The organism is Variovorax sp. F042 (assembly GCF_057814215.1).
On record NZ_JBVASX010000005.1, the window covers coordinates 111,872 to 133,462 of the forward strand.

Below are 21,591 nucleotides of genomic sequence, written 5' to 3' on the forward strand. Positions count from 1 at the left end.
TCTATCTATATATGTTCAACCCCTCCCAGGAAGACGTGCGCCGCTTCTTCTGCGACGTGTACGCCAAGCACCGGCAGGGCCTGCCGATGGAAGCGCTAGAGACCATCGCGGCCGGCTGGATCGACGAGCACCCCGAGTACCACGAGGACCTTGTCGATGCCGACGCGGCGGTGGCGCGGGTGTACGACGGATCGAACGGGCGCGAGAACCCGTTCCTTCATCTGTCGATGCATCTGTCGATCAGCGAGCAGTGCTCCATCGACCAGCCGCGCGGCATTCGCCAGGCCGTCGAGCTGCTGGCAGCGCGCCGCGGCTCGCTGCTGCATGCGCATCACGAGGCGATGGACTGCCTGGGCCAGATGATGTGGGAGAGCCAGCGCGCGGGCCGGCCGCCGGATGGCGAGGGCTACGTGGCCTGCGTGCAGCGCAGGGCCACGAAAGACTAGCCAGTTAGCCGCGGGATGTTTTCCTGGGCCGCTGCGGCACCGCGCCCTGCTGCTTCGCAGCCTCGCGCAGCAGCGCTGCCATGGCGCCGCGCAGCGCCGAAGGCTCGGCATCGCTGCGCTGCAGCAGCCCGACCGGTTCTTCGGTGCCAGCCGTCTCGATGCGCAACCGCGCGAGGCGCCCGTCCGCCAGCTCGCTGCGCGCGGCGCCCAGCGGCGTGATCCATACCGCATCGGACACCGCCACCAGCGCGCGCGCCACCGCCACGTCGAGCGTCTGCAATGCGTTGGCCGGCAACACCAGGCCGCGCGCCGACAGGAAGCTCTCGGTGTTGTGGCGCGGGATCGTGCCCTCGCCGTACACCACCAGCGGATAAGCCAGCACCGCCTGCACCGACGCCGCCTTCAGCGCCAGCGGATGGCCCGCGCGCACGGCGAACACCAGCGGCTCGGTGTACAGCAGCTCGAAGCTCAGGCCGCCCATCAGGCGCGGATCGCTCATGCGGCCGACCACCAGGTCGAGCTCGCCGGCGCGCAACTCGTCGAGCAGCGTGGGGTTGGCGGCGCTCTTCACCACGATCTGCACCGAAGGCCGGCTGTCGCGCAGCCGTGCCAGCGCCATCGGCAGCAGGGCCGGCGCCACGCTCGGCAGCGCGCCGATGCGCAAGCGCTCGATGCGCCCGCCAGCCGCTGGCGCCACGGCCTGCGCGCTGGCATCGAGCGCTTCGAGCACGCGCAGCGCATGCGCGAGCAGTTGCTCGCCGGCGGCCGTGAGACCCTGCACGCCGCGCCGGCCGGCCTTGCTGCGCTCGACCAGCCGCGTGCCGACGATGGACTCCAGCTCGGAGAGCGTCTTCGACACGGCCGGCTGGCTCAGCGCCAGCCGTTCGGCCGCGCGCGCGAGGTGGCGCTCCTGCGCTACGGCAACGAGGCAGCGCAGGTGCCGCAACTGCACATTGCGCACGAAGTCCTGGCGAAGATCGGCGGAGTCTTTCAATGCCTTCTGGTTATTGAGAACGGAGCAATCTTCAATTTACATCATCGGATGCCGCTTCTAAAGTGGCGGCTTCCGGATTCGTCCCACGACAGGAGACAACGTACATGTTGACCAAGACCAAGGGCCCCTCGCCCATCCTCACCCCGCGCGACTGGGAAGCCCACCCCAGTTATGTCTACCCCGGCTACAAGTCGACCGTGAAGCGCGGCCCGCAGAAGCCGCTGATTCCGCTGAAGGCCTCGCTCGGCGAACTGCAGCAGCCGGTGTACGGCCACGACAGCATCGGCGAGTTCGACAACGACCTCACGCGCAACGCGCGCCGCAACGGCGAACCGCTGGGCGAACGCATGATCCTCACCGGCCAGGTGCTCGACGAGCGCCGCCGCCCGGTGGCCAACACGCTGGTCGAACTGTGGCAGGCCAACGCCGCCGGCCGCTACGTGCACAAGGTCGACCAGCACGACGCACCGCTGGACCCCAACTTCCTGGGCGCGGGCCGCTGCCTGACCGACAGCGAAGGCCGCTACCGCTTTCTCACCATCAAGCCCGGCGCCTACCCCTGGGGCAATCACCCGAACGCATGGCGCCCGCAGCACATCCACCTGTCGCTGTTCGGCCAGAGCTTCGCGAGCCGCCTGGTCACGCAGATGTACTTCCCCGGCGACCCGCTGATGCAGTACGACCCGATGATCACCGGCACGCCCGAGCGCTACCGCAACCGTCTCATCGCCGATTTCAGCCTCGACATCACCGAAGAGGGCTACGCACTGGGCTACCAGTTCGACATCGTGCTGCGCGGCGCGGACGAAACGCCTTTCGAGAACCGCTGAGCCAGGAGACACACACCATGTTGATGACCGCACAGGAAGCCGACTTCGGCCAGACCCCCTCGCAAACCGTGGGCCCCTACTTCGCCTACGGCCTCACCGCCACGCAGTACGGCTACGACTTCGACCAGCCCTTCGACGCCGTGCTGGCGCTCGACAAGGCCAGCGGCCAGCGCATCCGCCTCGAAGGCCGGGTGATCGACGGCGACGGCAACCCGATCAACGACGCGCTGGTCGAGATCAGCCAGCCCGACGGCGAAGGCCGCTACCCGCAGACGCCCGACGAGGCACGCGCCATGGGCTTTCGCGCCTTCGGCCGCGTCGGCACGGGCACCGCCGAAGGCAACCGCTTCGTGTTCCACACCGTGAAGCCCGGCGCTGAATCGCCCGGCGAAGCACCGCACATCAACGTGATCGTGCTGATGCGCGGCCTGCTGCTGCATGCGTTCACGCGCGTGTACTTCAGCGACGAAGCCGAAGCCAACGCGAAGGACGCAGTGCTGCAGAGCGTGCCGGCCGATCGCCGCCACACGCTGATCGCCGAGCGCGTGGAGCAAGGCGGCGCAGTGACGTATCGCTTCGACATCCGCATGCAGGGCACTGACGAGACTGCCTTCTTCGACGTCTGATCTCAGGGAAATCCCGGACGCAAAAAAGCCCGCTCGCAGCGGGCTTTTTTGTTATGAGCGAAGCGCTTATTCGGCGCCGTGGTGAATGCGCGATTCGGGCACCGTCTTCAGTTCGCCGGGCAGCGAGCTGATGTAGCTGGCCAGCGTCTTGAGCTCGGCGTTGGTGAACTTCTTGTCTTCGACCTGCTGGCCCATCACCGCATTCGAGCGGCCGAGGTGCGGGTTGTTCTTCACGCGGTACGACTTGAGCGCGACGAACAGGTAGTCGGCATGCTGGCCGGCCAGCTTGGGCACGGTGCCGTCGTTCGGCGTGTTGAAGTTGGCGCCGTGGCACTTGGTGCAGTTGTTGTCGGCGTTGCGGGTGATGAGCGCCTCGACATTCGAGGGCGTGGCCTTGGCCAGCGTGGCCGGCGGTGCACTGCCGTCCTTCAGGCCCAACTGGCTGTAGTAGGCAGCGAGGTCGGCGATGTCCTGGTCGGTGAGCGTGTCGGCAATGGCACGCATGGTGGGATGCTTGCGGTCGCCGCCCTTGTACGCGGTGAGCGCGGCCGTGATGTACGTGGCGCTCTGGCCGGCGATCATCGGCACCTTGTGGATCTCCGGGAAGCTGGCCTGATAGCCAATGATGCCGTGGCAGCCCACGCACATCGCAACCTTCTTTGCTCCGTCCTGGGCCTTGCCAGTGACTTGCTGGGCTTCAGCCGAGACCGTCACGCAAGCGACAGCAAGGGCAAACATCGTGGTCAACAACTTGTTCATTTTGCGCGCACAATCTCGTGGAGAGTACAGTTTTTCGAATCAACATTCGATTATATGCAGGGGTCCCCTGGAACCCTGTGCAGGCCAACCCTGAGGCTGCACAACGCGTGTCGAGTGTGTTCTTTTCTCCACCCCAGCCTCCGTCTCACTCATCTCACTCATGAAATTCCAGGGCTCAGACAATTACGTCGCCACGCAAGACCTGATGCTCGCGGTCAATGCGGCCATCACTCTCAAGCGCCCACTGCTCGTCAAGGGCGAGCCCGGCACGGGCAAGACCATGCTGGCCGAGGAAGTGGCCCAATCGCTCGGCCTGCCGCTGCTGCAGTGGCACATCAAGTCGACCACCAAGGCACAGCAGGGCCTGTATGAATACGACGCCGTGAGCCGCCTGCGCGACTCGCAGCTCAAAGACGTCGACGGCGGCGAGCGCGTCAAGGACATCCAGAACTACATCATCAAGGGCGTGCTCTGGCAGGCCTTCACGGCCGACCAGCCGGTGGCGCTGCTCATCGACGAGATCGACAAGGCCGACATCGAATTCCCGAACGACCTGCTGCGCGAAATCGATCGCATGGAGTTCTACTGCTACGAGACGCGAGAACTCATTCGCGCCAAGCACCGGCCCGTGGTGTTCATCACCTCCAACAACGAGAAGGAGCTGCCCGACGCCTTCCTGCGCCGCTGCTTCTTCCACTACATCAAGTTCCCCGATGCCGAGACGATGAAGCACATCGTCGCCGTGCACTTCCCTGGCCTGAAGCAAGAGCTGCTCACGGCCGCGATGAAGACCTTCTACGACGTGCGCAACCTGCCCGGCCTGAAGAAGAAGCCCTCGACCTCCGAGCTGCTCGACTGGCTCAAGCTGCTGGTGGCCGAAGACATTCCGCTCGAAGCGCTGCAGAGCAAGGACGACAAGGTCGCCGTGCCGCCGCTGGTGGGCGCGCTGCTCAAGAACGAGCAGGACGTGACGCTGTTCGAGAAGCTCGTCTTCATGCAACGCAACAACCGCTGAGTCCATGAGCCAGACGCCGCATCCCACGGGGCAGCTGATGAAGCTGGGCATTGCCCAGGCAGTGCTGTTCGTGCTGGGTGCGCTGCTCGGCCGCGGGCTGGGGCTGCTGCTGGGCCTCGATGCCTTCGGCGCCGCCGGTTACGGCAACAAGGAAATCTTCGGGATCCTGCTGATCGGCCTGGGCGGCGGTGGCGGGGTGCAACTGGCGCGCGCCTGGTACGTGCGCAAGTATGGCGATCCCAAAGGCTGAAAACACAAGAGAGTTTGAAATGGCGTTCGTCGAACCCGTCACGCTTAAGGCCCGCGGCATCGCGCTGGTGCCGCTGTCGCTGGCTCATGAAGACGGCCTGCGCGCCGCGGCCGCCGATGGCGAGTTGTGGAAACTGCGCGTCACCTCAGTGCCTGAGCCGCAGGACACGCGCGCCTACATCGAGACCGCGCTGAAGACCGCAGACCGCTTCGCCTTCGCAGTGACCGACGAGGCCACCGGCACGGTGCTCGGCAGCACCAGCTTCCACGACATCCTGCCGGGTGTGAAGCGCGTGGAGATCGGCTACACGTGGTACGCCGCGCGCTGCCAGCGCACGCACGTCAACACCACCTGCAAGCTGCTGATGCTCACGCATGCCTTCGACGCACTCGGCTGCAACACCGTGGGCTGGCGCACCGACAACTTCAACTACGCCTCGCAGCGCGCCATCGAGCGGCTGGGCGCCAAGAAAGACGGCGTGATCCGCGGCCACGCGATGCGCCGCGACGGCACCATCCGCGACACCGTCATGTACAGCTTGCGCGCGGGCGAATGGCCCGAGGTGAAGGCCCAGCTGCTGTACCTGCTCGACAAGCCGCGCGGCTGAAACACAAGGGGCGCCCCATGCTCATCGACTTCTTCTACACCCTGCGCTCGGCCAAGCTGCCGGTGTCGGTCAAGGAATACCTCACGCTGCTCGAAGCCCTGCAGGCCGACGTGGTGGGCCCCAACTCCGACGGCGCCTACGGCATCGACGACTTCTACTACCTCTCGCGCACCGCGCTCGTGAAGGACGAGAAGCACTACGACAAGTTCGACCGCGCCTTCGCCGCCTACTTCAAGGGCGTGGAGATGCTGACCGACTTCACGAAGGAAGTGCCGCTCGACTGGCTCAAGAAAACGCTCGAACGTGAGTTCACCGCCGAGGAAAAAGCCAAGATCGAGAAGATGGGCTGGGACGAGCTCATGGAAACGCTCAAGAAGCGCTTCGAGGAGCAGAAGGAACGCCACGAGGGCGGCAGCAAGTGGATCGGCACCGGTGGCACCTCGCCCTTCGGCAACGGCGGCTACAACCCGCAAGGCATCCGCATTGGTGGGGCCGGCAAGAACAAGAGCGCAGTGAAGGTGTGGGACCAGCGCGCCTACAAGGACTATGACGACACGCAGGAGCTTGGCACGCGCAACATCAAGGTTGCGCTGCGCCGGCTGCGCAAGTTCGCGCGCGAAGGCCACGACGAAGAACTGGACCTCGACGACACCATCCACTCGACCGCGGCCAATGCCGGCTACCTCGACATCAAGATGCGGCCCGAGCGCCACAACAACGTCAAGGTGCTGCTGCTGATGGACGTGGGCGGCACGATGGACGAGCACATCCAGCGCGTGGAAGAGCTGTTCTCGGCCGTGAAGACCGAGTTCAAGCACCTCGAATTCTTCTACTTCCACAACTGCGTGTACGACTTCATGTGGAAGAACAACAAGCGCCGCTTCTCCGAGAAGTTCGCCACCTGGGACATCCTGCGCAAGTACAACAAGGACTACAAGCTCATCTTCGTCGGCGACGCCACGATGAGCCCCTACGAGATATTGCAGCCCGGCGGCAGCGTCGAATACAACAACGAAGAGGCCGGCGCCGAGTGGATCCAGCGCCTGACGCACACCTTTCCGAAGTTCGCGTGGATCAACCCCGAGCCGCAGGGCGTGTGGCAGTACCGCCAGAGCATCGCGGTGATGCAGCAGCTCATGTCGAACCGCATGTACCCCCTGACCCTGCGAGGCCTCGAAGACGCGATGCGCATGCTGTCCAAGTAGGACGAAGCCATCTGTATCCGGACGCTTCAGGAACCGGCGAATCTTGCTGTCAGAATCCGCCCATGGTCAGGGTGGTTTCAGTTTCTTCGCCGGCATGGTGGCCGGCTTTGCTTTTTTCCGGCGTCCTGCTCTTGCAAGGCTGCAGCCTGCTGCCGAAGAAAGAGGCGCCCGAAGACAACAAGCCCGCAGCCGGCCTCGTGCGCAGCGGTGCTGCCGACAGCGCCGCCGCCACTGACGACGGCAAGGACGACGATAAGAAAAAAACCGACAAGCGCGACGCCTTCACCGTCGATGTGCGCGGCCCCGAGGCCGTTCGCGACTACCTCAAGCTGCACCTCGAGATCCAGCGCTACCGCGAGCTCGACGACCTCGGCGCCACCGAAATCTCCCGCCTCATGGTGGCCGCCGAAGCCAATGCACGCGAGCTGCTCGGCACCATGGGCTACTTCTCGCCCACGCTGACGCTCGAACTCAACGAGACACCCGAAAACACCAAGGCCCCGCGCGAAATCGTCATCACCGTCTCGCCCGGCGAGAGCACCAAGGTGAGCAACGTGCAGATCAGCTACGGCGGCCCGATCGCAAACGACGCAACCGCCGAGGCGCAGCGCGATTCGATCCGCACCAACTGGGCCCTGCGCGCCGGCCAACCCTTCACCCAGCAGGCCTGGGACGATGCCAAGACCACCGCGCTGCGCAGCCTGACGGCCAAGCGCTTTCCCACCGGCAGCATCGAGATCAGCCGCGCCGAAGTGGACGCCGACCGCAGCGAGGCCCGCCTCAGCGTCACCTACCAGTCGGGCCCGGCCTACAAATTCGGTCCGCTCATGCTGCACGGCATCCAGCGCTACGACCCCGACGGCGCGCGCCGCATCGCGCGCCTGCCCAGCGGCACCGACTACGACCAGCAGAAGCTGCTCGATGCCCAGCAGCGCCTGGCCAGCAGCGGCTACTACGACTCGGTGTTCCTCACGCTCGACACCGAGAGCGGCAACCCGCTGGCCGCGCCGGTGATCGCGCAACTGCGCGAGGCACCGCTGCAGAAGGTGGTGATGGGCGTGGGCTTCACCACCGACAACGGCCCGCGCCTGTCGATCGACCACATCCACAACCAGATTCCGCTGCTGGGCTGGCGCTCCGTCTCGCGGCTGTCGGTCGACAACGACATCAAGTCGCTCGGCACCGAGTGGAAGGCGATTCCCGACGACCGGGGCTGGCAATGGTTCTCGGGCGCCGAACTGAAGAGCGAGCAATCGGGCAGCTACGTGGTCGACAGCGGACGCCTGCGAGGCGGGCGCAGCAAGTCGGGCGACCACATCGACCGCAGCTACTTCCTGCAGTACGACTACGCGCAGAACCGCGGCATCAACGCACCGCCCTCGGCCTCTGCCGTGACGGCCAACTGGGGCTGGACCGGCCGCTATTTCGACGACAACGCGTCGCCCTCGCGCGGCTTCGGTCTCGCACTCGAAGTGGCCGCGGGCTACACGCTCACCGGCGAGCAGACGCCCTTCACGCGCACCTACGCACGCTGGCTCGGCGTGCTGCCGCTGGGCTCGGCGGACGACAAGGAAGCACGCGCGCGCCGCAGCCGCCTGCAGCTGCGCCTGGAGGCCGGCGCGGTGTCGGCCAAAGACAGCGCGCAGATCCCGTCCACGCTGATGTTCCTGACCGGCGGCGACACCACCGTGCGCGGCTACAGCTACAAGCAGATCGGCACCGTGCGCGCCGACGGCCAGACCGTTGCGGGCCGCTACCTCGGCGTGGCCAGCGTGGAGTGGCAGCGCCCCTTCGTCTACAACGGCAAGCTCACCGAATGGGAGAGCGTGGTGTTCGCCGATGCCGGCGCCGTGGCCGACAAGCCCGGCGAGCTCAAGCCCAAGGTGGGCGTGGGCGTGGGCGCGCGCTGGCGCAGCCCCGTGGGGCCGGTGCAGGCCGATCTGGCCTACGGCGTGGACTCGAAGAAATTCCGCCTGCACTTCCGCCTCGGCTTCACCTTCTGATTTTTTTCGATGCAGACCGACGCAGACCCCACGCCAACGCCCCTCGCCCCCCGCCGCTCGCGCGCGCGCCGGGCAATGCGCGCCCTGGCCTGGACCGTGGCCGGCCTGCTGCTCGCCGTGGTGCTGCTGGTCGCGGGCGCGTGGTGGTGGCTGGGCTCGAACACCTCGCTCGCCTTCGCGATCGCGCAGGCGGCGCAGCGGCTGCCGGCCGGGCAGACGCTCGAAAGCCGCGACGTGAGCGGCTCGCTGCGCACCGGCGGCCACATCGGCTGGCTCAAGTACCAGAGCGAAAGCATCGCCGTCGAAGTGAACGAGGCCACCATCGGCTGGCAGCTCGCGCCGCTGCTGCAACGCAAGGTGCAGCTCGGCGAGGTGCACGCGAAGCAGGTGCTCATCGAAAAGCGCGGCCCGCCCAGCGACAAGCCCACCGAGCCGCTCGAACAGCTCGCGCTGCCGATCGAGGTCGAGCTGCCCTTCCGCATCGACGAAGTGCGCTGGGCCGGCCCGCCCGCTCTGCAGGCGCTCAACCTCTCGGGCAGCTACAGCTACAAGGCCGCCGAGCACGTGCTGGAGGTCAAGGGCGTGGACATCGCCGACGGCCACTACAGCACCCGCGTGAAGCTGCAAGGCCCCGCGCCCATGGCCATCGACGCATCGCTCGATGGCCGCGTGAAGGCGCCGCTGGCCGAGGACCACAACATCGACGTGCTGGCCACCGCCACCGTGAAGGGCACGCTCGCCGGCACCGCCGCGCGGCTGCAGGTAGCGGCCGAGCTGAAGCCGGCCGAAGAAAACGCCGATGCGCCGATGGAAGCCAGCCTGCAGGCACAGATCGCGCCCTGGCTGCCCCAGCCGGTGATCGACGCGAAGGCCGACCTGCGCAACGTCGATGCGTCGAGCCTGTGGCCCGGCGCGCCCCAGACGCAGCTCACCGGCACGGTCGAACTGCAGCCCGACGCCGACACCGGCCCCGCCGCATGGAAGGCCTCGGCCGACATCCGCAACGCCGTGCCCGGCCCGTGGGACAAGGAGAAACTGCCGCTCGAACAGGTGCAGGCCAAGGTCGGCTTCGACGGCACGAGCTGGAGCGTTCCCGAAGCCACCGTGCGCGCGGGCGGCGGGCGCATCGATGCGGCCGGCAAGTGGAGCCCCGCGCCGTCGCCGTGGCAGGCGCAGGCCACCGTGCGCGGCGTGCGGCCCGGCGCGCTGTACACCGAACTCTCGGGCGCGCCCGTCAGCGGCCAGCTCAAGGCCGAGCAGAAGGAAAGCACCATCACCTTCGACGGTGCCTTGCGCGCAGAGGGCGGCGCCGGCAGCAAGGCCCTGCCAGGCTTCGCGCTCGACCGCGTGCTGGCCCAGGGCCAATGGAAAGACCAGGTGCTCGACCTGCGCACGCTGCGCATCGAGGCCCAGCGCGCCAGCGTCGACGGCCGGCTGCAGGTGCGCGTGGCCGAGCAGGCTGCCAGCGGCAAGCTCAACCTCGTGCTGCCTGGCGGCAGCGCGCAGGTCGATGGCCGCATTGCGCCATCTGCGGGTGGTGGCGACATCAAGGTCAGCATCGACGATGCTGACGTCGTACAGCGCTGGGTGCAAAGCCTGCCCGGGCTGTCCGGCGTATTCGCGAACGCCAGCGCAAAGGGCTCGGCGAAGCTCGACGCCAGCTGGCAAGGCGGCTGGCAGACCATCCAGCGCCGGTTGCAGAACGCCAACGCGCCCGCGCAGCGCGGCGCCGAGCCCAGCCTCAAGGCCGTGCTCGGCGTGCCGCGGCTCGACCTGAGCCTGCCCTCGGCCACACCCGGCGGCACGACAACCGCCGTGCAACTGCGCGACCTGCGCGCCGATCTCGAAGGCAGCCTCGCACAGGCCTCGCTCACGCTGAAGGGCGAAGCCGCCACCGGCACGCAGAAGTTCAACATCGACACCCGCGCCAGCGGCGGCATCGCCGGCGCCGGCCAATGGCGCGCGGCGCTGGCCAGCCTGAAGCTGCAGGCACAGGACAGCGCCCGCCCCGGCGACCCGTGGGTGCTGGAGCTGAGCCGCGAAGTCACCGCAACCATCCGCACCACCAGCGGCAATGCACCCCGCCTCGACGTCGAAGCATCCGCCGCCGCGGCCACCTTGCGCGGCCCGGTGCCCGGCACCGTGCGCATCGACTGGCAGCCGCTGCGCTTCAGCCAGAGCGGCGCGGCGCCCAACCGCGTGTTCCGCGTGCAGTCCAAGGGACAGCTGCAGGGCCTGCCGATGGCCTGGGCCGGCGCGTTCGGCGCCAATACCACGCTGGGCGAATACGGCATCAGCGGCGACTTGATGTTCAACGGCGACTGGGACATCGACGCCGGCGACACGCTGCGCGCCAAGGCCCGCATCGGCCGCCAGAGCGGCGACATCCGCGTGCAGGCCGGCGAGGCCGCGCTCGTCACTCGCATCACCAGCACCGGAACGGGCACTGCGAGCGAACGCACGATGAACTCCTCCTCCGGGAACGGTGACGCGCCCAGCACGCCGGCCGGCCTGCGCCAGGCCGAACTGCGGCTCGATGCCGAAGGCGACGCGGTGCACGCCGTTCTCGCGTGGGACAGCGAACGCGCCGGCAAGATCGACGCCGACATCAACACCCGCGTGCAGCAGCGCGCCGGCGGCTGGCAGTGGGCGCCCGACGCACCGCTGGGCGGCACCATCAAGGCCGCGCTGCCGAACCTCGGCGTGTGGTCGATGCTCGCGCCGCCGGGCTGGCGCATTGCCGGCACGCTCGACGCCGGCGCCACGCTGTCGGGCAACCGCGCCGTGCCGCGCTGGAACGGCACGCTGGGCGCCGACAAGCTCGCGCTGCGCGCACCGGTCGAAGGGCTGGACCTGCGCGATGGCCGCCTGCGCGCCACGCTCAGCGGCGAGCGCATCGAGATCACCGAATTCACGCTCAAGGGCGGCACCGGCAGCTCCACGCGCATCGCCGGCCAGAGCGGCAACCGCAGCACCTCGGCCAGCGAGGCCCGCAGCGACGGCGGCACGCTCTCGGCCAGCGGCGACCTCAGTTGGGGCCCCGCCAGCGGCACGGCCTCGGGCATCCGCATGGCCCTGCAGGGCCAGTTGCGCGCGTTGCGCGTGCTGGTGCGCACCGACCGGCAGGTCACGCTCTCGGGCGATGTGCAGGCCCGGCTCGACAACGGCCAGTTCAATGTGCGCGGCAAGCTCAAGACCGACCGCGCCGTCATCATCCTGCCCGACGAGACCGCGCCCAGCCTGGGCAGCGACGTCGTCGTGCGCTCCGCCGCCAAGGACCGCGAGGCCACCGAGACGGCGCAGCGCGAATCCGCCCAGGCCGATGCGCAGGCCGCCAAGCCGCAGACCGCCAAGCCGCCGGACATCGTCATCAACTTCGACCTGGGCGACGACTTCGCGGTGCAGGGCCGCGGCATCACCACGCGCCTCGAAGGCGACCTGGAGATCCGCAGCACGAGGCTGAATGCCCCGCCGCGCATCACCGGCGAAGTGAAGACCGTGAAAGGCCAGTACCGCGCCTACGGCCAGCAGCTCGACGTGGAAACCGGCGTGGCGCGTTTCAACGGGCCGTTCGACAACCCGGCGCTGGACGTCCTGGCGATCCGCCCGAACCTGTCGCAGCGCGCGGGCGTGCAGATCACCGGCACCGCGCAATCGCCGCGCGTGAAGCTCTATTCGGAGCCCGCGCTGTCCGATGCCGAAACGCTGTCATGGGTGATCCTGGGCCGCGCTTCGGCCACCAGCGGCGGCGAGTCTGCGCTGCTGCAGCAGGCCGCGCTGTCGCTGCTTGGCAAGATCGGCGGCAGTGGCAGCGGCGGCAGCCTGGCCAGCCGTTTCGGGCTGGACGAACTCGGCTTCAAGGGGCCGGGCAGCGGCGGCGACCTGCGCGAGTCGGCGGTCACGCTGGGCAAGCGGCTGTCGAAAGATTTCTACCTCACCTACGAACGCAGCCTGGGCGGCACATTCGGCACGATCTTCATCTTCTACGACCTGACGACGCGGCTCACGCTGCGCGGGCAGGCGGGGCAGACGAGCGGGCTCGACCTGATCTACACCGTGAAGTACGACTGAGCGCGGGTTGTCCCGCAGTAGCCGGACTTCGGCCTTGACCCGCGTCTTGCGCGCGTGATAAGAACCGTCTTCGCCTTCACCGAGGAGCGACGACGATGAAAAAAGATGGAGACAAGGGCGAGGGCCTTCAGAGCTTTGCGCAAGGCCCTCGGACATATGCCCCACCGGGGCTCTCGCGCATCGCGTTCATGCGCGGCACGCTGCGCGGCGTGATCACGCTGATCGCCGTCATCGCGGCGGTGGCTTCCATACCGTACTGGGACGAGATGCAGTTCCCGGTCACCAGCCTCGTGATCTACGTCGCGGGCATGGTGTTCGTCGCGATGCCGCTGTGCCTGTACTACGAGTCGCTGCTCATGGCGCAGCAGGCAGCAGTGTCGCCCGATGGCCGCGAATCGCTGATGCCACGATAGGCATCAGCAGCGGCGTCTTGCCGGCGTCGAAGTCGCGTATCAGCTGGATGCGCATGCTCGGCGCCCAGAACGACTTCAGGTGCCCGGCAATCGCCTGCGTGGCAGCGCCGGCATCGCTCGGCGATTGCGCCTGGAAGAAGGTGCCGATCTGATTGGCCATCTTGACCAGCTGTGCCGAATGATCGTGCTCCATGGGGCCTTCGAGAAAATGAGTTGTTTGTTGATGAAGCGTCAGCGCACGCGCTGCGGTTCCGCCGTGCGCAGCCGCTGCGGATGGCTGTAGACGCCCAGGTCCTGCTGCCGCACGAAGCCCACCAGCGTGAGGCCCGCGCGCTGCGCCGTGGCCACCGCGAACGAGGTCGGCGCCGACACCGCGGCGAGCAGCGGCGCGCCGGCCATCGCGGCCTTCTGCACCATCTCGAAACTCGCGCGGCTGGTCACTGCGATGAAGCCCGTGGAAGCATCGACGTCGTTGGCCGCGAGCGCGCCCACCAGCTTGTCGAGCGCGTTGTGGCGGCCCACGTCCTCGCGCAGCCACATCACTTCGCCTTCCGCCGAGCACCAGGCGGCCGCGTGCACGGCACCGGTAGCCTCTTGCAGCGTCTGCTGCGATGGCAGCTGCGACATCGCACGGCCGATAGCCTCGCGGTCGAACTGCGCGGCGCCCTCGCTGCTCAGCACGGGCAGTTCGCGCGACACCTGCGTCAGGCTTTCGGTGCCGCACAGGCCGCAGCCGGTGCGCCCGGCCATCGAGCGGCGGCGCAGCTTGAGGCGCGCAAAGGCCGCGCCCGACACCTGCAGATGCACCGTGACGCCTAGCGCCGACGGCTCGGCTTCCACCGAATAAAGCTCGTGCGCCGCTTCGAGAATGCCCTCGCTGAGCGAGAAGCCGAGCGCGAAGTCTTCCAGGTCGAGCGGCGTCGCGAGCATCACCGCGTGCGAGATGCCGTTGTATTCGAGCGCCACGGGCACTTCCTCGGCCACCCAGTCCTGCACGTCGAATGGCCGGCCGCCGCGCACTCCGCGCACGGGCAGCAGCTGCGCGCCTTCGCAGAACTGAACGGCGTCGGTGACCAGGTTCATGCGGCGAACACTCTCACTTGGCCGGCACCGTCTCGCCGCTTTGCTGCGCCGATGCGGCGGCAAGCAGGTCCTGCTGCGTCTGGTTGAAGCGGCTGTACTCCTGCTGCCAGGCCGAAGGCTGCATCACGGGCATCACCTGCACGGCTGTGACCTTGTATTCGGGGCAGTTGGTGGCCCAGTCGGAGTTGTCGGTGGTGATGACGTTGGCGCCCGACTCGGGAAAGTGGAAGGTGGTGTACACCACGCCCGGCTGCATGCGCTCGGACACCGTGGCGCGCAGCACCGTCTCGCCAGCGCGGCTCTGGATGCCCACCCAGTCGCCGTCGCTCACGCCGCGTTCCTCAGCGTCGTGCGGATGAATCTCCAGCCGGTCTTCGCTGTGCCACTGGTTGTTGTCGGTGCGGCGCGTCTGCGCGCCCACGTTGTACTGCGAGAGGATGCGCCCGGTGGTCAGCAGCAGCGGGAACTTGCGCGTGACCTTCTCGTCCGTCGCCACGTACTGCGTGACGATGAACTTGCCCTTGCCGCGCACGAAGTGGTCGATGTGCATCGTGGGCGTGCCGTCGGGCGCCTCGTCGTTGCAGGGCCACTGGATGCTGCCGAGCTCGTCGATGCGCTTGTAGCTCACGCCGTGGAAGGTGGGCGTCAGCGCGGCGATCTCGTCCATGATCTCTTCGGGGCTCTTGTAGTCCATCGGATAGCCGAGGGCCTGCGCCAGCTTCACGGTCACTTCCCAGTCGGCATAGCCGGCCTTGGGCGGCATCACCTTGCGAACGCGCGAGATGCGGCGCTCGGCATTGGTGAAGGTACCGTCCTTCTCGAGGAACGAGGAGCCCGGCAGGAACACGTGGGCGTACTTGGCGGTTTCGTTGAGGAACATGTCCTGCACCACCACGCACTCCATGCCCATCATCGCGGCCGCCACGTGCTGCGTGTTCGGGTCGGACTGCACGATGTCCTCGCCTTCGCAGTACAGGCCCTTGAAGCTGCCGCCGATGGCGGCGTCGAACATGTTGGGAATGCGCAGGCCCGGCTCGGGGTTGATCTGCACGCCCCAGGCGGCCTCGAACGAGGCGCGCGTGGTGCTGTCCGACACATGGCGGTAGCCCGGCAACTCATGCGGGAACGAGCCCATGTCGCAGGCGCCCTGCACGTTGTTCTGGCCGCGCAGCGGGTTGACACCCACGCCTTCGCGCCCGACGTTGCCGGTGACCATCGCGAGGTTGGCGATGCCCATCACCGTCGTCGAGCCCTGGCTGTGTTCGGTCACGCCCAGGCCGTAGTAGATGGCGCCGTTGCCGGCCGTGGCGAACAGACGCGCAGCGGCGCGCAGCTCGGCCGCCGGCACGCCGGTCGCCTTTTCAGTGGCTTCGGGCGATTGCTCGGGCTGCTCGACGTACGACTTCCACTCCTTGAACGAAGCCGTATCGCAGCGCTCGGCCACGAAGTCGTCGGCCATAAGCCCTTCGGTGACGATGACGTGCGCCAGCGCCGTCACCACGGCCACGTTGGTGCCGGGCTTGAGCTGCAGGTGGTGCGAAGCCTTGACGTGAGGTGACTTCACGATGTCGATGCGGCGCGGATCGACCACGATCAGCTTCGCGCCCTGGCGCAGCCGCTTCTTCATGCGCGATGCGAACACCGGGTGCCCATCGGTCGGGTTGGCGCCGATCACCATGATGACGTCGGCCTTGTCGACCGAGGCAAAGGTCTGCGTACCCGCCGATTCGCCCAGCGTCTGCTTCAGGCCGTAGCCCGTGGGCGAGTGGCACACGCGTGCACAGGTGTCGACGTTGTTGTTGCCGAAGGCGGCACGCACCAGCTTCTGGACCAGGTAGGTTTCCTCGTTGGTGCAGCGCGACGAGGTGATGCCGCCGATGGAGTCTTTGCCGTACTTGGCCTGCAGGCGCTTGAACTCGCCCGCGGCGTAGTTGAGCGCGGTGTCCCAGCTCACTTCCTGCCATGGATCGGTGATGTTCTTGCGGATCATCGGCTTGAGCATGCGGTCCTGGTGCGTCGCATAGCCCCAGGCGAAGCGGCCCTTGACGCAGGAGTGGCCTTCGTTGGCCTTGCCGTCTTTCCACGGCACCATGCGCACGACCTCGTTGCCCTTCATCTCGGCCTTGAAGGCGCAGCCCACGCCGCAGTAGGCGCAGGTGGTGATCACGCTGTGCTCGGGCTGGCCGAGCCAGATCACCGACTTTTCCTGCAGGGTGGCGGTGGGGCAGGCTTCGACGCAGGCACCGCAGCTCACGCACTCCGAATCCATGAAGGCCTCGTCCTGGCCCGGCGACACGCGCGACTCGAAGCCGCGGCCGCTGATGGTCAGCGCGAAGGTGCCCTGCGTTTCCTCGCAGGCACGCACGCAGCGGTTGCACACGATGCACTTCGACGGGTCGTAGCTGAAGTACGGGTTCGACTCGTCCTTCTCGCTCTTCAGGTGATTGGCGCCATCGAAGCCGTAGCGCACGTTGCGCAGGCCGGTGACGCCCGCCATGTCCTGCAGCTCGCAATTGCCGTTGGCCGAGCAGGTGAGGCAATCCAGCGGATGGTCGGAGATGTAGAGCTCCATCACGCCCTTGCGCAGGTCCTGCAGCTTGGGCGTCTGGGTGCGCACCTTCATGCCGGCTTCGGCAGGCGTGGTGCAAGAGGCCGGAAAGCCCTTGCGGCCCTCGATCTCGACCAGGCACAGCCGGCAGGAGCCGAAGGGCTCCAGGCTGTCGGTAGCGCAGAGCTTGGGCACCTGGATGCCCGCATCCACCGCCGCGCGCATCAGCGAAGTGCCCGCGGGCACCGTCACTTCGTTGCCGTCGATCTCCAGCGTCACCTCGCGCGTGGATTCGCGCTTGGGGGTACCGTAATCGGTTTCCTTGAGATGGTCCAACATGTCTTTCTTACTCCTGCTGCTGCGCCGCAACCGCCTAGGCAGCTTCGCGATCGGGAACCACGAGACCGAAGTCCTGCGGGAAGTGGTCGAGTGCCGAGAGCACCGGGAACGGCGTCATGCCGCCCATGGCGCACAGCGAGCCGTGGACCATCGTGTTGCACAGGTCGCGCAGCAAGATCACCTGCTGCGGACGGTTCTGGTTGTTGCGGATCTTGTCGATGACCTCGACGCCGCGCGTCGATCCGATGCGGCATGGTGTGCACTTGCCGCACGACTCGAGCGCGCAGAACTCCATGGCATAGCGCGCGAGCTTCGACAGGTCGGCCGTGTCGTCGTGCACCACGATGCCGCCGTGGCCCACCGTGCCGCCGACGGCCGCGTAGGTCTCGTAGTCGAGTGGCAGGTCCCATTGCGATTCGGGCAGGTAGGCACCAAGCGGCCCGCCCACCTGCACCGCCTTGATCGGCCGGCCCGAGGCCGAGCCGCCGCCGTAGTCGTACAGCAGCTCGCGCAGCGTGACGCCGAAAGCCTTCTCCACCAGGCCGCCGTACTTGATGTTGCCGGCCAGTTGCATCGGCAGCGTGCCGCGCGAACGGCCGACGCCGTAGTCGCGATAGAAGGCCGCGCCGCGCGCCAGGATCAGCGGCACGCTTGCCAGCGTGATGACGTTGTTGATCAGCGTGGGCTGCCCGAACAGGCCCTCGATGGCCGGCAGCGGCGGCTTGGCGCGCACGATGCCGCGCTTGCCTTCGAGGCTTTCGAGCAGTGCCGTTTCCTCGCCGCACACATACGAGCCCGCGCCCTTGCGCACGGCGAGCGAGAAGCGCTTGCCCGAACGCAGGATGTTGTCGCCGAGAAAGCCCGCTGCTTCGGCAATGCGGATGGCCTCGTTCAGCGTCGCTATCGCGTGCGGGTATTCCGAACGCACGTAGATGTAGCCCTGCGTGGCGCCGGTGGCGAGGCCGGCGATGGTCATGCCCTCGATCAGCATGAAGGGGTCGCCCTCCATCGTCATGCGGTCGGAGTAGGTGCCCGAGTCGCCCTCGTCGGCATTGCAGACGATGTACTTCTGCGCCGCAGCCGTGCCCAGCACCGTCTTCCACTTGATGCCGGCCGGGAAGGCCGCGCCGCCGCGACCGCGCAGGCCCGAGTCGAGCACCTGCTGCACGATTTCCTCGGGTGCGAGGGCCAGCGCGCGGCGCAGGCCAGCGAAGCCTTCGTAGGCCTGGTAGTCGGTCAGCGACACCGGGTCGGTGATGCCCATGCGCGCGAAGGTCAGGCGCTCCTGCTTCTTCAGGTACGGAATGTCTTCGGTCAGGCCTAGAGCCAGCGGGTGCTTGCCGCCAGTGAGGAAGCCGGCATCGAACAGGCCGGCCACGTCGTCGGGCGTCACCGGTCCGTAGGCGATGCGGCCGCTCGGTGTGTTCACCTCGACCAGCGGTTCGAGCCAGAACATGCCGCGCGAACCGTTGCGCACGAGTTCGAGCATGAGGCCACGCGCCGCAGCTTCCTTCGCGATGCATCGGGCCACGCGGTCGGCCCCTGCTGCAAGCGCTGCCGAGTCGCGCGGCACGTAGACGGTGATGGTGCTCATGCTCGGCCTCCGCTGGTCTGCGCGACCAATGCATCGAAGCTCTTGGCCGTCATGCGCGCATGCGGCTGGTCGTCGAGCGTCATCGCGGGCGACGAGGCGCACAGGCCGAGGCAGAACGCGGGCTCCAGCGTGAAGGCTCCGTCCTTCGAAGTGCCATGCGCATTGCATCCCAGGCGCAGTTCTGCATGGGCGAGCAAGGCGTCGGCGCCCATCGCCTGGCAGGCCTCGGCGCGGCAGATCTGGATCACGTGCCGGCCAGCCGGCTCGGCACGGAAGTGGTGGTAGTAGGTGACGACACCGTGCACCTCCGCACGCGAGAGGTTCAGCACGTCGGCAATCACCGGCACCGTGTGCGCGGGGATGTAGCCCAGCGCGTCCTGCACGTCGTGCAGGATCGGCAGCAGCGCGCCTGGTTCGTCCGCATGCTGCAGCAGGCTGCGATGCACGGCGGCGAGTTCGTCTTCCTTGTCGGTGGGGCCGGAGGCCGGATGCGGTACCTCGTGCCCCTGCTGCGCTTGTTGTAGTTTCATGATCCCGTCCGATCTGGTCCGTTTCCGGCGCCGCTGCTGCATTGCTGTCTGCTTGCAAGCGGAGCTGTTTTCATCGTGGTTCTGTCGCGGGACCAACGTCATGAAATTCGACGTGAATCCCGCGGCCATCCGCTTGAGGATCAATGTCGATGAATCGGGCGCCGGGGGCCTTGACGCAAGTCAATTTCCGCCGAAACAAGCACGGTGCCAATGCGCACAAACCCTGCGGGCGGGCAGGGTTTCGGGAGGGGTGCTGAAAGGCCCTAGCGAGCGAAGGGACCGGCGCTGCCGCGCGCCCTGAGCAGAAGCGCTTCGGCCTCGGCGTCGTCGACCTCGCCCGTGACCTTCGCGGGCCTGCCCGCGATGCGCGAGCGGTCGGGAAAGACCTTGCCCTCGGTCAGCAGCGAGCCGGACTCGACGATGCACGCACGGCCGACCACCGAGCCGTTGAGCGCAATGGTGTGCTCGCCGACCACGGCACCGTCGCCGACGGTGCAGCCATGGAGCATCACGTGCGGCTCCACCGTCACGTCGTCGCCGATGGTCAGCGGATAGCCCGGGTCGGCATGCAGCATCACGCCCGCCTGCACATGGCTGCCGCGGCCGATGGTGATGGGCTCGTTGTCGCCGCGCAGCACCGCATTCGCGCCGACGCGGCTGCCGGCTGCGAGCACGACCTGTCCGATCACGCTGGCGCTCTCGGCCACGCGGGCGCTGGCGTCGATGACCGGTTCATGCGCGTCAAGTCGGTAGATCGTCACTGCGGGCTCCTGTGCATCGGCGAAAAGCCCTGCCATCTTCATGGCAGGGCTGCGTGGGCGGAAGAAAGCCGGATGGTACCGGCTGACGGAAAGCCGATGGTGGTCTATTTATTCGACGACGCGGCTCGCCTCGATGTGCTTGCGGCGCATCGGCCGCAACACGAACCACGCCATCAGCGCCGCGAGCGCATTGACCGCGCTGGCCACGATGAAGACCGCCTGCCAGCTGCCGGTGGCAGCCGCGAGCACGCTCGACAGCGGCACCAGCAGCGAGGCCGTGCCCTTCGCGGTGTAGAGCATGCCTGCGTTCGACGCCGCGTACTTCGATCCGAAGGTGTCGGCGCAGGTCGACGGGAACAGGCTGTAGATCTCGCCCCAGGCAAAGAACACGATGCCGGTCAGGATCACGAAGAGGATCGGGTTCTGGCCGTAGTGATAGAGCATCAGGATGCCGACCGACTCCATCGCGAAGGCGATGAACATGGTCTGCTCGCGGCCGATCTTGTCGGACACCCAGCCGAAGAAGGGCCGCGTGAGGCCGTTGAGCACGCGGTCGATGGCGAGCGCGAAGGTCAGCGCGGGCAGCACCAGGCCCATGATGTTGACCGGCACGTCCATGATCTTGAAGTCCTTGGCGATGGGCGCAAGCTGCGCCGTGGCCATCAGGCCGCCGGCGGCCACCATCACGAACATCGCGTACATCACCCAGAAGACGGGCGAGCGCAGCACCTCGGACGGCGCGTAGTCGCGGCCAGCCTGCTGCACGTTGCGGCTGTTCGACGCCTTGGAGTGGCTTGGCGCGCGGGTCAGCATCCATGCGAGCAGGAACACGATGAGTCCCTGCCCGATCCCAAAATACAGAAACGCAGATTCATAGCCGCTCGACTTGATCATCGCGGAGATCGGAATGATCGTGAGGGCCGAGCCAGCACCGAAGCCCGCTGCGGTCATGCCCGCTGCAAGCCCCCGGCGATCGGGGAACCACTTGAGCGCATTGCCCACGCAGGTGCCGTAGACAGCACCGGCGCCGATACCGCCAACGGCCGCCGCGATGTACAGCAGCGGCAGCGAGTCGGCCACCGAGTTGAGCACCCAACCCAGGCCGCACAGCACGCCGCCCACCAGCACCACGGGACGCGGGCCGAAGCGGTCGACCAGGTAGCCTTCGATGGGCACGAGCCATGTCTCGGTGAGCACGAAGATGGTGAACGCGACCTGGATCGCGGCGCGGCTCCAGCCGTGCTTGTCTGCGATCGGATTGACGAAGAGCGTCCATCCGTACTGCAGGTTGGCGATCATCGCCATGCAGACGATGCCGATCAGCAACTGCCCCCATCGGTAAGCCTCGGATCGCGTCGCGGTCGCGCCATAGGTTTCGGACGGGGGATACATCGCGGGGTTGGAACCCGCGGTCGTGGAGGTGGGCCGAGTCATGGAGTTGTCCTTGGTGTTTTCGTTTAAATCCGACAGGCTGCGAATACAGAGCAATCAGTCGAGCGATCGGTGCGCATCGAAAG

19 protein-coding genes are annotated in these 21,591 nt (G+C 67.3%); 10 read left to right on the plus strand and 9 right to left on the minus strand.

Going from position 1 to position 21,591, the window contains the following annotated elements; translation table 11 throughout:
- Positions 1 to 11 precede the first annotated feature (11 nt).
- Entirely contained in the window at positions 12 to 446 is a 435-nt protein-coding gene (locus tag ACZYSP_RS18275) for a DUF1841 family protein (protein WP_093057539.1), read from the plus strand.
- A 4-nt stretch (positions 447 to 450) separates the two neighbouring features.
- Here the strand turns inward: ACZYSP_RS18275 and ACZYSP_RS18280 are convergent, their stop codons facing one another.
- Positions 451 to 1,440, minus strand: a complete 990-nt coding sequence (locus ACZYSP_RS18280; RefSeq protein WP_489015741.1) for a LysR substrate-binding domain-containing protein — start codon at positions 1,438 to 1,440, stop codon at positions 451 to 453.
- Positions 1,441 to 1,544: 104 nt separating this feature from the next.
- Here ACZYSP_RS18280 and pcaH point away from each other — a divergent pair, with 104 nt between their 5' ends.
- Together pcaH and pcaG are read left to right on the plus strand one after the other, a co-directional pair.
- The gene (gene pcaH / locus ACZYSP_RS18285; RefSeq protein ID WP_093057537.1) at positions 1,545 to 2,270 is read left to right on the plus strand and encodes a protocatechuate 3,4-dioxygenase subunit beta; all 726 of its coding nucleotides are present in this window, start codon (positions 1,545 to 1,547) and stop codon (positions 2,268 to 2,270) included.
- Positions 2,271 to 2,287: 17 nt separating this feature from the next.
- On the plus strand, positions 2,288 to 2,896 hold the full coding sequence (gene pcaG, locus ACZYSP_RS18290; RefSeq protein ID WP_440532640.1) for a protocatechuate 3,4-dioxygenase subunit alpha: 609 nt from the start codon (positions 2,288 to 2,290) through the stop codon (positions 2,894 to 2,896).
- A gap of 66 nt (positions 2,897 to 2,962) precedes the next feature.
- Here pcaG and ACZYSP_RS18295 read toward each other — a convergent pair whose 3' ends face one another.
- Entirely contained in the window at positions 2,963 to 3,655 is a 693-nt protein-coding gene (locus tag ACZYSP_RS18295; protein WP_093057535.1) for a c-type cytochrome, read from the minus strand.
- Positions 3,656 to 3,815: 160 nt separating this feature from the next.
- On the opposite strand from ACZYSP_RS18295, the gene ACZYSP_RS18300 reads away from it, so the two are divergent.
- From ACZYSP_RS18300 to ACZYSP_RS18330, 7 genes are all read left to right on the plus strand, one after another.
- Positions 3,816 to 4,670, plus strand: coding sequence for an AAA family ATPase (locus tag ACZYSP_RS18300; RefSeq protein ID WP_093057534.1), 855 nt, complete (start codon positions 3,816 to 3,818; stop codon positions 4,668 to 4,670).
- 4 nt (positions 4,671 to 4,674) lie between these two features.
- Positions 4,675 to 4,920: a hypothetical protein gene (locus ACZYSP_RS18305; protein WP_093057533.1), complete on the plus strand. Its 246-nt coding sequence runs from the start codon at positions 4,675 to 4,677 to the stop codon at positions 4,918 to 4,920.
- Between the two features lie 19 nt (positions 4,921 to 4,939).
- Entirely contained in the window at positions 4,940 to 5,527 is a 588-nt protein-coding gene (locus ACZYSP_RS18310; protein ID WP_489015745.1) for a GNAT family N-acetyltransferase, read from the plus strand.
- Positions 5,528 to 5,544: 17 nt separating this feature from the next.
- Positions 5,545 to 6,732: a vWA domain-containing protein gene (locus tag ACZYSP_RS18315; RefSeq protein WP_093057530.1), complete on the plus strand. Its 1,188-nt coding sequence runs from the start codon at positions 5,545 to 5,547 to the stop codon at positions 6,730 to 6,732.
- 62 nt (positions 6,733 to 6,794) lie between these two features.
- The gene (locus ACZYSP_RS18320) at positions 6,795 to 8,735 is read left to right on the plus strand and encodes an autotransporter assembly complex protein TamA (RefSeq protein ID WP_489015747.1); all 1,941 of its coding nucleotides are present in this window, start codon (positions 6,795 to 6,797) and stop codon (positions 8,733 to 8,735) included.
- 9 nt (positions 8,736 to 8,744) lie between these two features.
- A complete protein-coding gene (locus ACZYSP_RS18325) occupies positions 8,745 to 12,806 on the plus strand; it encodes a translocation/assembly module TamB domain-containing protein (protein ID WP_489015749.1) in 4,062 nt (1,353 codons plus the stop codon).
- Between the two features lie 95 nt (positions 12,807 to 12,901).
- Positions 12,902 to 13,219, plus strand: a complete 318-nt coding sequence (locus ACZYSP_RS18330) for a hypothetical protein (RefSeq protein ID WP_489015751.1) — start codon at positions 12,902 to 12,904, stop codon at positions 13,217 to 13,219.
- On the opposite strand, the gene ACZYSP_RS18335 is transcribed toward ACZYSP_RS18330, so the two are convergent.
- From ACZYSP_RS18335 to oxlT, 7 genes are all read right to left on the minus strand, one after another.
- A complete protein-coding gene (locus ACZYSP_RS18335; protein ID WP_093057526.1) occupies positions 13,161 to 13,412 on the minus strand; it encodes a formate dehydrogenase subunit delta in 252 nt (83 codons plus the stop codon). The genes ACZYSP_RS18330 and ACZYSP_RS18335 overlap by 59 nt on opposite strands.
- A 38-nt stretch (positions 13,413 to 13,450) precedes the next feature.
- Positions 13,451 to 14,302 (minus strand): formate dehydrogenase accessory sulfurtransferase FdhD, encoded by an 852-nt coding sequence (gene fdhD, locus ACZYSP_RS18340; RefSeq protein ID WP_489015754.1) that lies wholly within the window; start codon positions 14,300 to 14,302, stop codon positions 13,451 to 13,453.
- Between the two features lie 13 nt (positions 14,303 to 14,315).
- Positions 14,316 to 17,189, minus strand: a complete 2,874-nt coding sequence (gene fdhF / locus ACZYSP_RS18345) for a formate dehydrogenase subunit alpha (RefSeq protein WP_093079747.1) — start codon at positions 17,187 to 17,189, stop codon at positions 14,316 to 14,318.
- A gap of 34 nt (positions 17,190 to 17,223) precedes the next feature.
- Entirely contained in the window at positions 17,224 to 18,783 is a 1,560-nt protein-coding gene (locus ACZYSP_RS18350; RefSeq protein ID WP_489015756.1) for a formate dehydrogenase beta subunit, read from the minus strand.
- Positions 18,780 to 19,313, minus strand: coding sequence for a formate dehydrogenase subunit gamma (locus tag ACZYSP_RS18355; RefSeq protein WP_489015758.1), 534 nt, complete (start codon positions 19,311 to 19,313; stop codon positions 18,780 to 18,782). Before ACZYSP_RS18355 ends, ACZYSP_RS18350 begins: the two co-directional genes overlap by 4 nt.
- 263 nt (positions 19,314 to 19,576) lie before the next feature.
- The gene (locus ACZYSP_RS18360; RefSeq protein WP_440532646.1) at positions 19,577 to 20,116 is read right to left on the minus strand and encodes a gamma carbonic anhydrase family protein; all 540 of its coding nucleotides are present in this window, start codon (positions 20,114 to 20,116) and stop codon (positions 19,577 to 19,579) included.
- 66 nt (positions 20,117 to 20,182) lie between these two features.
- Positions 20,183 to 21,466, minus strand: coding sequence for an oxalate/formate MFS antiporter (gene oxlT / locus ACZYSP_RS18365; RefSeq protein ID WP_371127396.1), 1,284 nt, complete (start codon positions 21,464 to 21,466; stop codon positions 20,183 to 20,185).
- Between the last annotated feature and the right edge of the window lie 125 nt (positions 21,467 to 21,591).

Coding starts and splice junctions, on each gene's coding strand:
- ACZYSP_RS18275 (WP_093057539.1), top strand. CDS start 12: ATGTTCAACCCCTCCCAGGAAGACGTGCGCCGCTTCTTCTGCGACGTG.
- pcaH (WP_093057537.1), top strand. CDS start 1,545: ATGTTGACCAAGACCAAGGGCCCCTCGCCCATCCTCACCCCGCGCGAC.
- pcaG (WP_440532640.1), top strand. CDS start 2,288: ATGTTGATGACCGCACAGGAAGCCGACTTCGGCCAGACCCCCTCGCAA.
- ACZYSP_RS18295 (WP_093057535.1), bottom strand. CDS start 3,655: ATGAACAAGTTGTTGACCACGATGTTTGCCCTTGCTGTCGCTTGCGTG.
- ACZYSP_RS18300 (WP_093057534.1), top strand. CDS start 3,816: ATGAAATTCCAGGGCTCAGACAATTACGTCGCCACGCAAGACCTGATG.
- ACZYSP_RS18305 (WP_093057533.1), top strand. CDS start 4,675: ATGAGCCAGACGCCGCATCCCACGGGGCAGCTGATGAAGCTGGGCATT.
- ACZYSP_RS18310 (WP_489015745.1), top strand. CDS start 4,940: ATGGCGTTCGTCGAACCCGTCACGCTTAAGGCCCGCGGCATCGCGCTG.
- ACZYSP_RS18315 (WP_093057530.1), top strand. CDS start 5,545: ATGCTCATCGACTTCTTCTACACCCTGCGCTCGGCCAAGCTGCCGGTG.
- ACZYSP_RS18320 (WP_489015747.1), top strand. CDS start 6,795: ATGGTCAGGGTGGTTTCAGTTTCTTCGCCGGCATGGTGGCCGGCTTTG.
- ACZYSP_RS18325 (WP_489015749.1), top strand. CDS start 8,745: ATGCAGACCGACGCAGACCCCACGCCAACGCCCCTCGCCCCCCGCCGC.
- ACZYSP_RS18330 (WP_489015751.1), top strand. CDS start 12,902: ATGAAAAAAGATGGAGACAAGGGCGAGGGCCTTCAGAGCTTTGCGCAA.
- ACZYSP_RS18335 (WP_093057526.1), bottom strand. CDS start 13,412: ATGGAGCACGATCATTCGGCACAGCTGGTCAAGATGGCCAATCAGATC.
- fdhD (WP_489015754.1), bottom strand. CDS start 14,302: ATGAACCTGGTCACCGACGCCGTTCAGTTCTGCGAAGGCGCGCAGCTG.
- fdhF (WP_093079747.1), bottom strand. CDS start 17,189: ATGTTGGACCATCTCAAGGAAACCGATTACGGTACCCCCAAGCGCGAA.
- ACZYSP_RS18350 (WP_489015756.1), bottom strand. CDS start 18,783: ATGAGCACCATCACCGTCTACGTGCCGCGCGACTCGGCAGCGCTTGCA.
- ACZYSP_RS18355 (WP_489015758.1), bottom strand. CDS start 19,313: ATGAAACTACAACAAGCGCAGCAGGGGCACGAGGTACCGCATCCGGCC.
- ACZYSP_RS18360 (WP_440532646.1), bottom strand. CDS start 20,116: ATGAAGATGGCAGGGCTTTTCGCCGATGCACAGGAGCCCGCAGTGACG.
- oxlT (WP_371127396.1), bottom strand. CDS start 21,466: ATGTATCCCCCGTCCGAAACCTATGGCGCGACCGCGACGCGATCCGAG.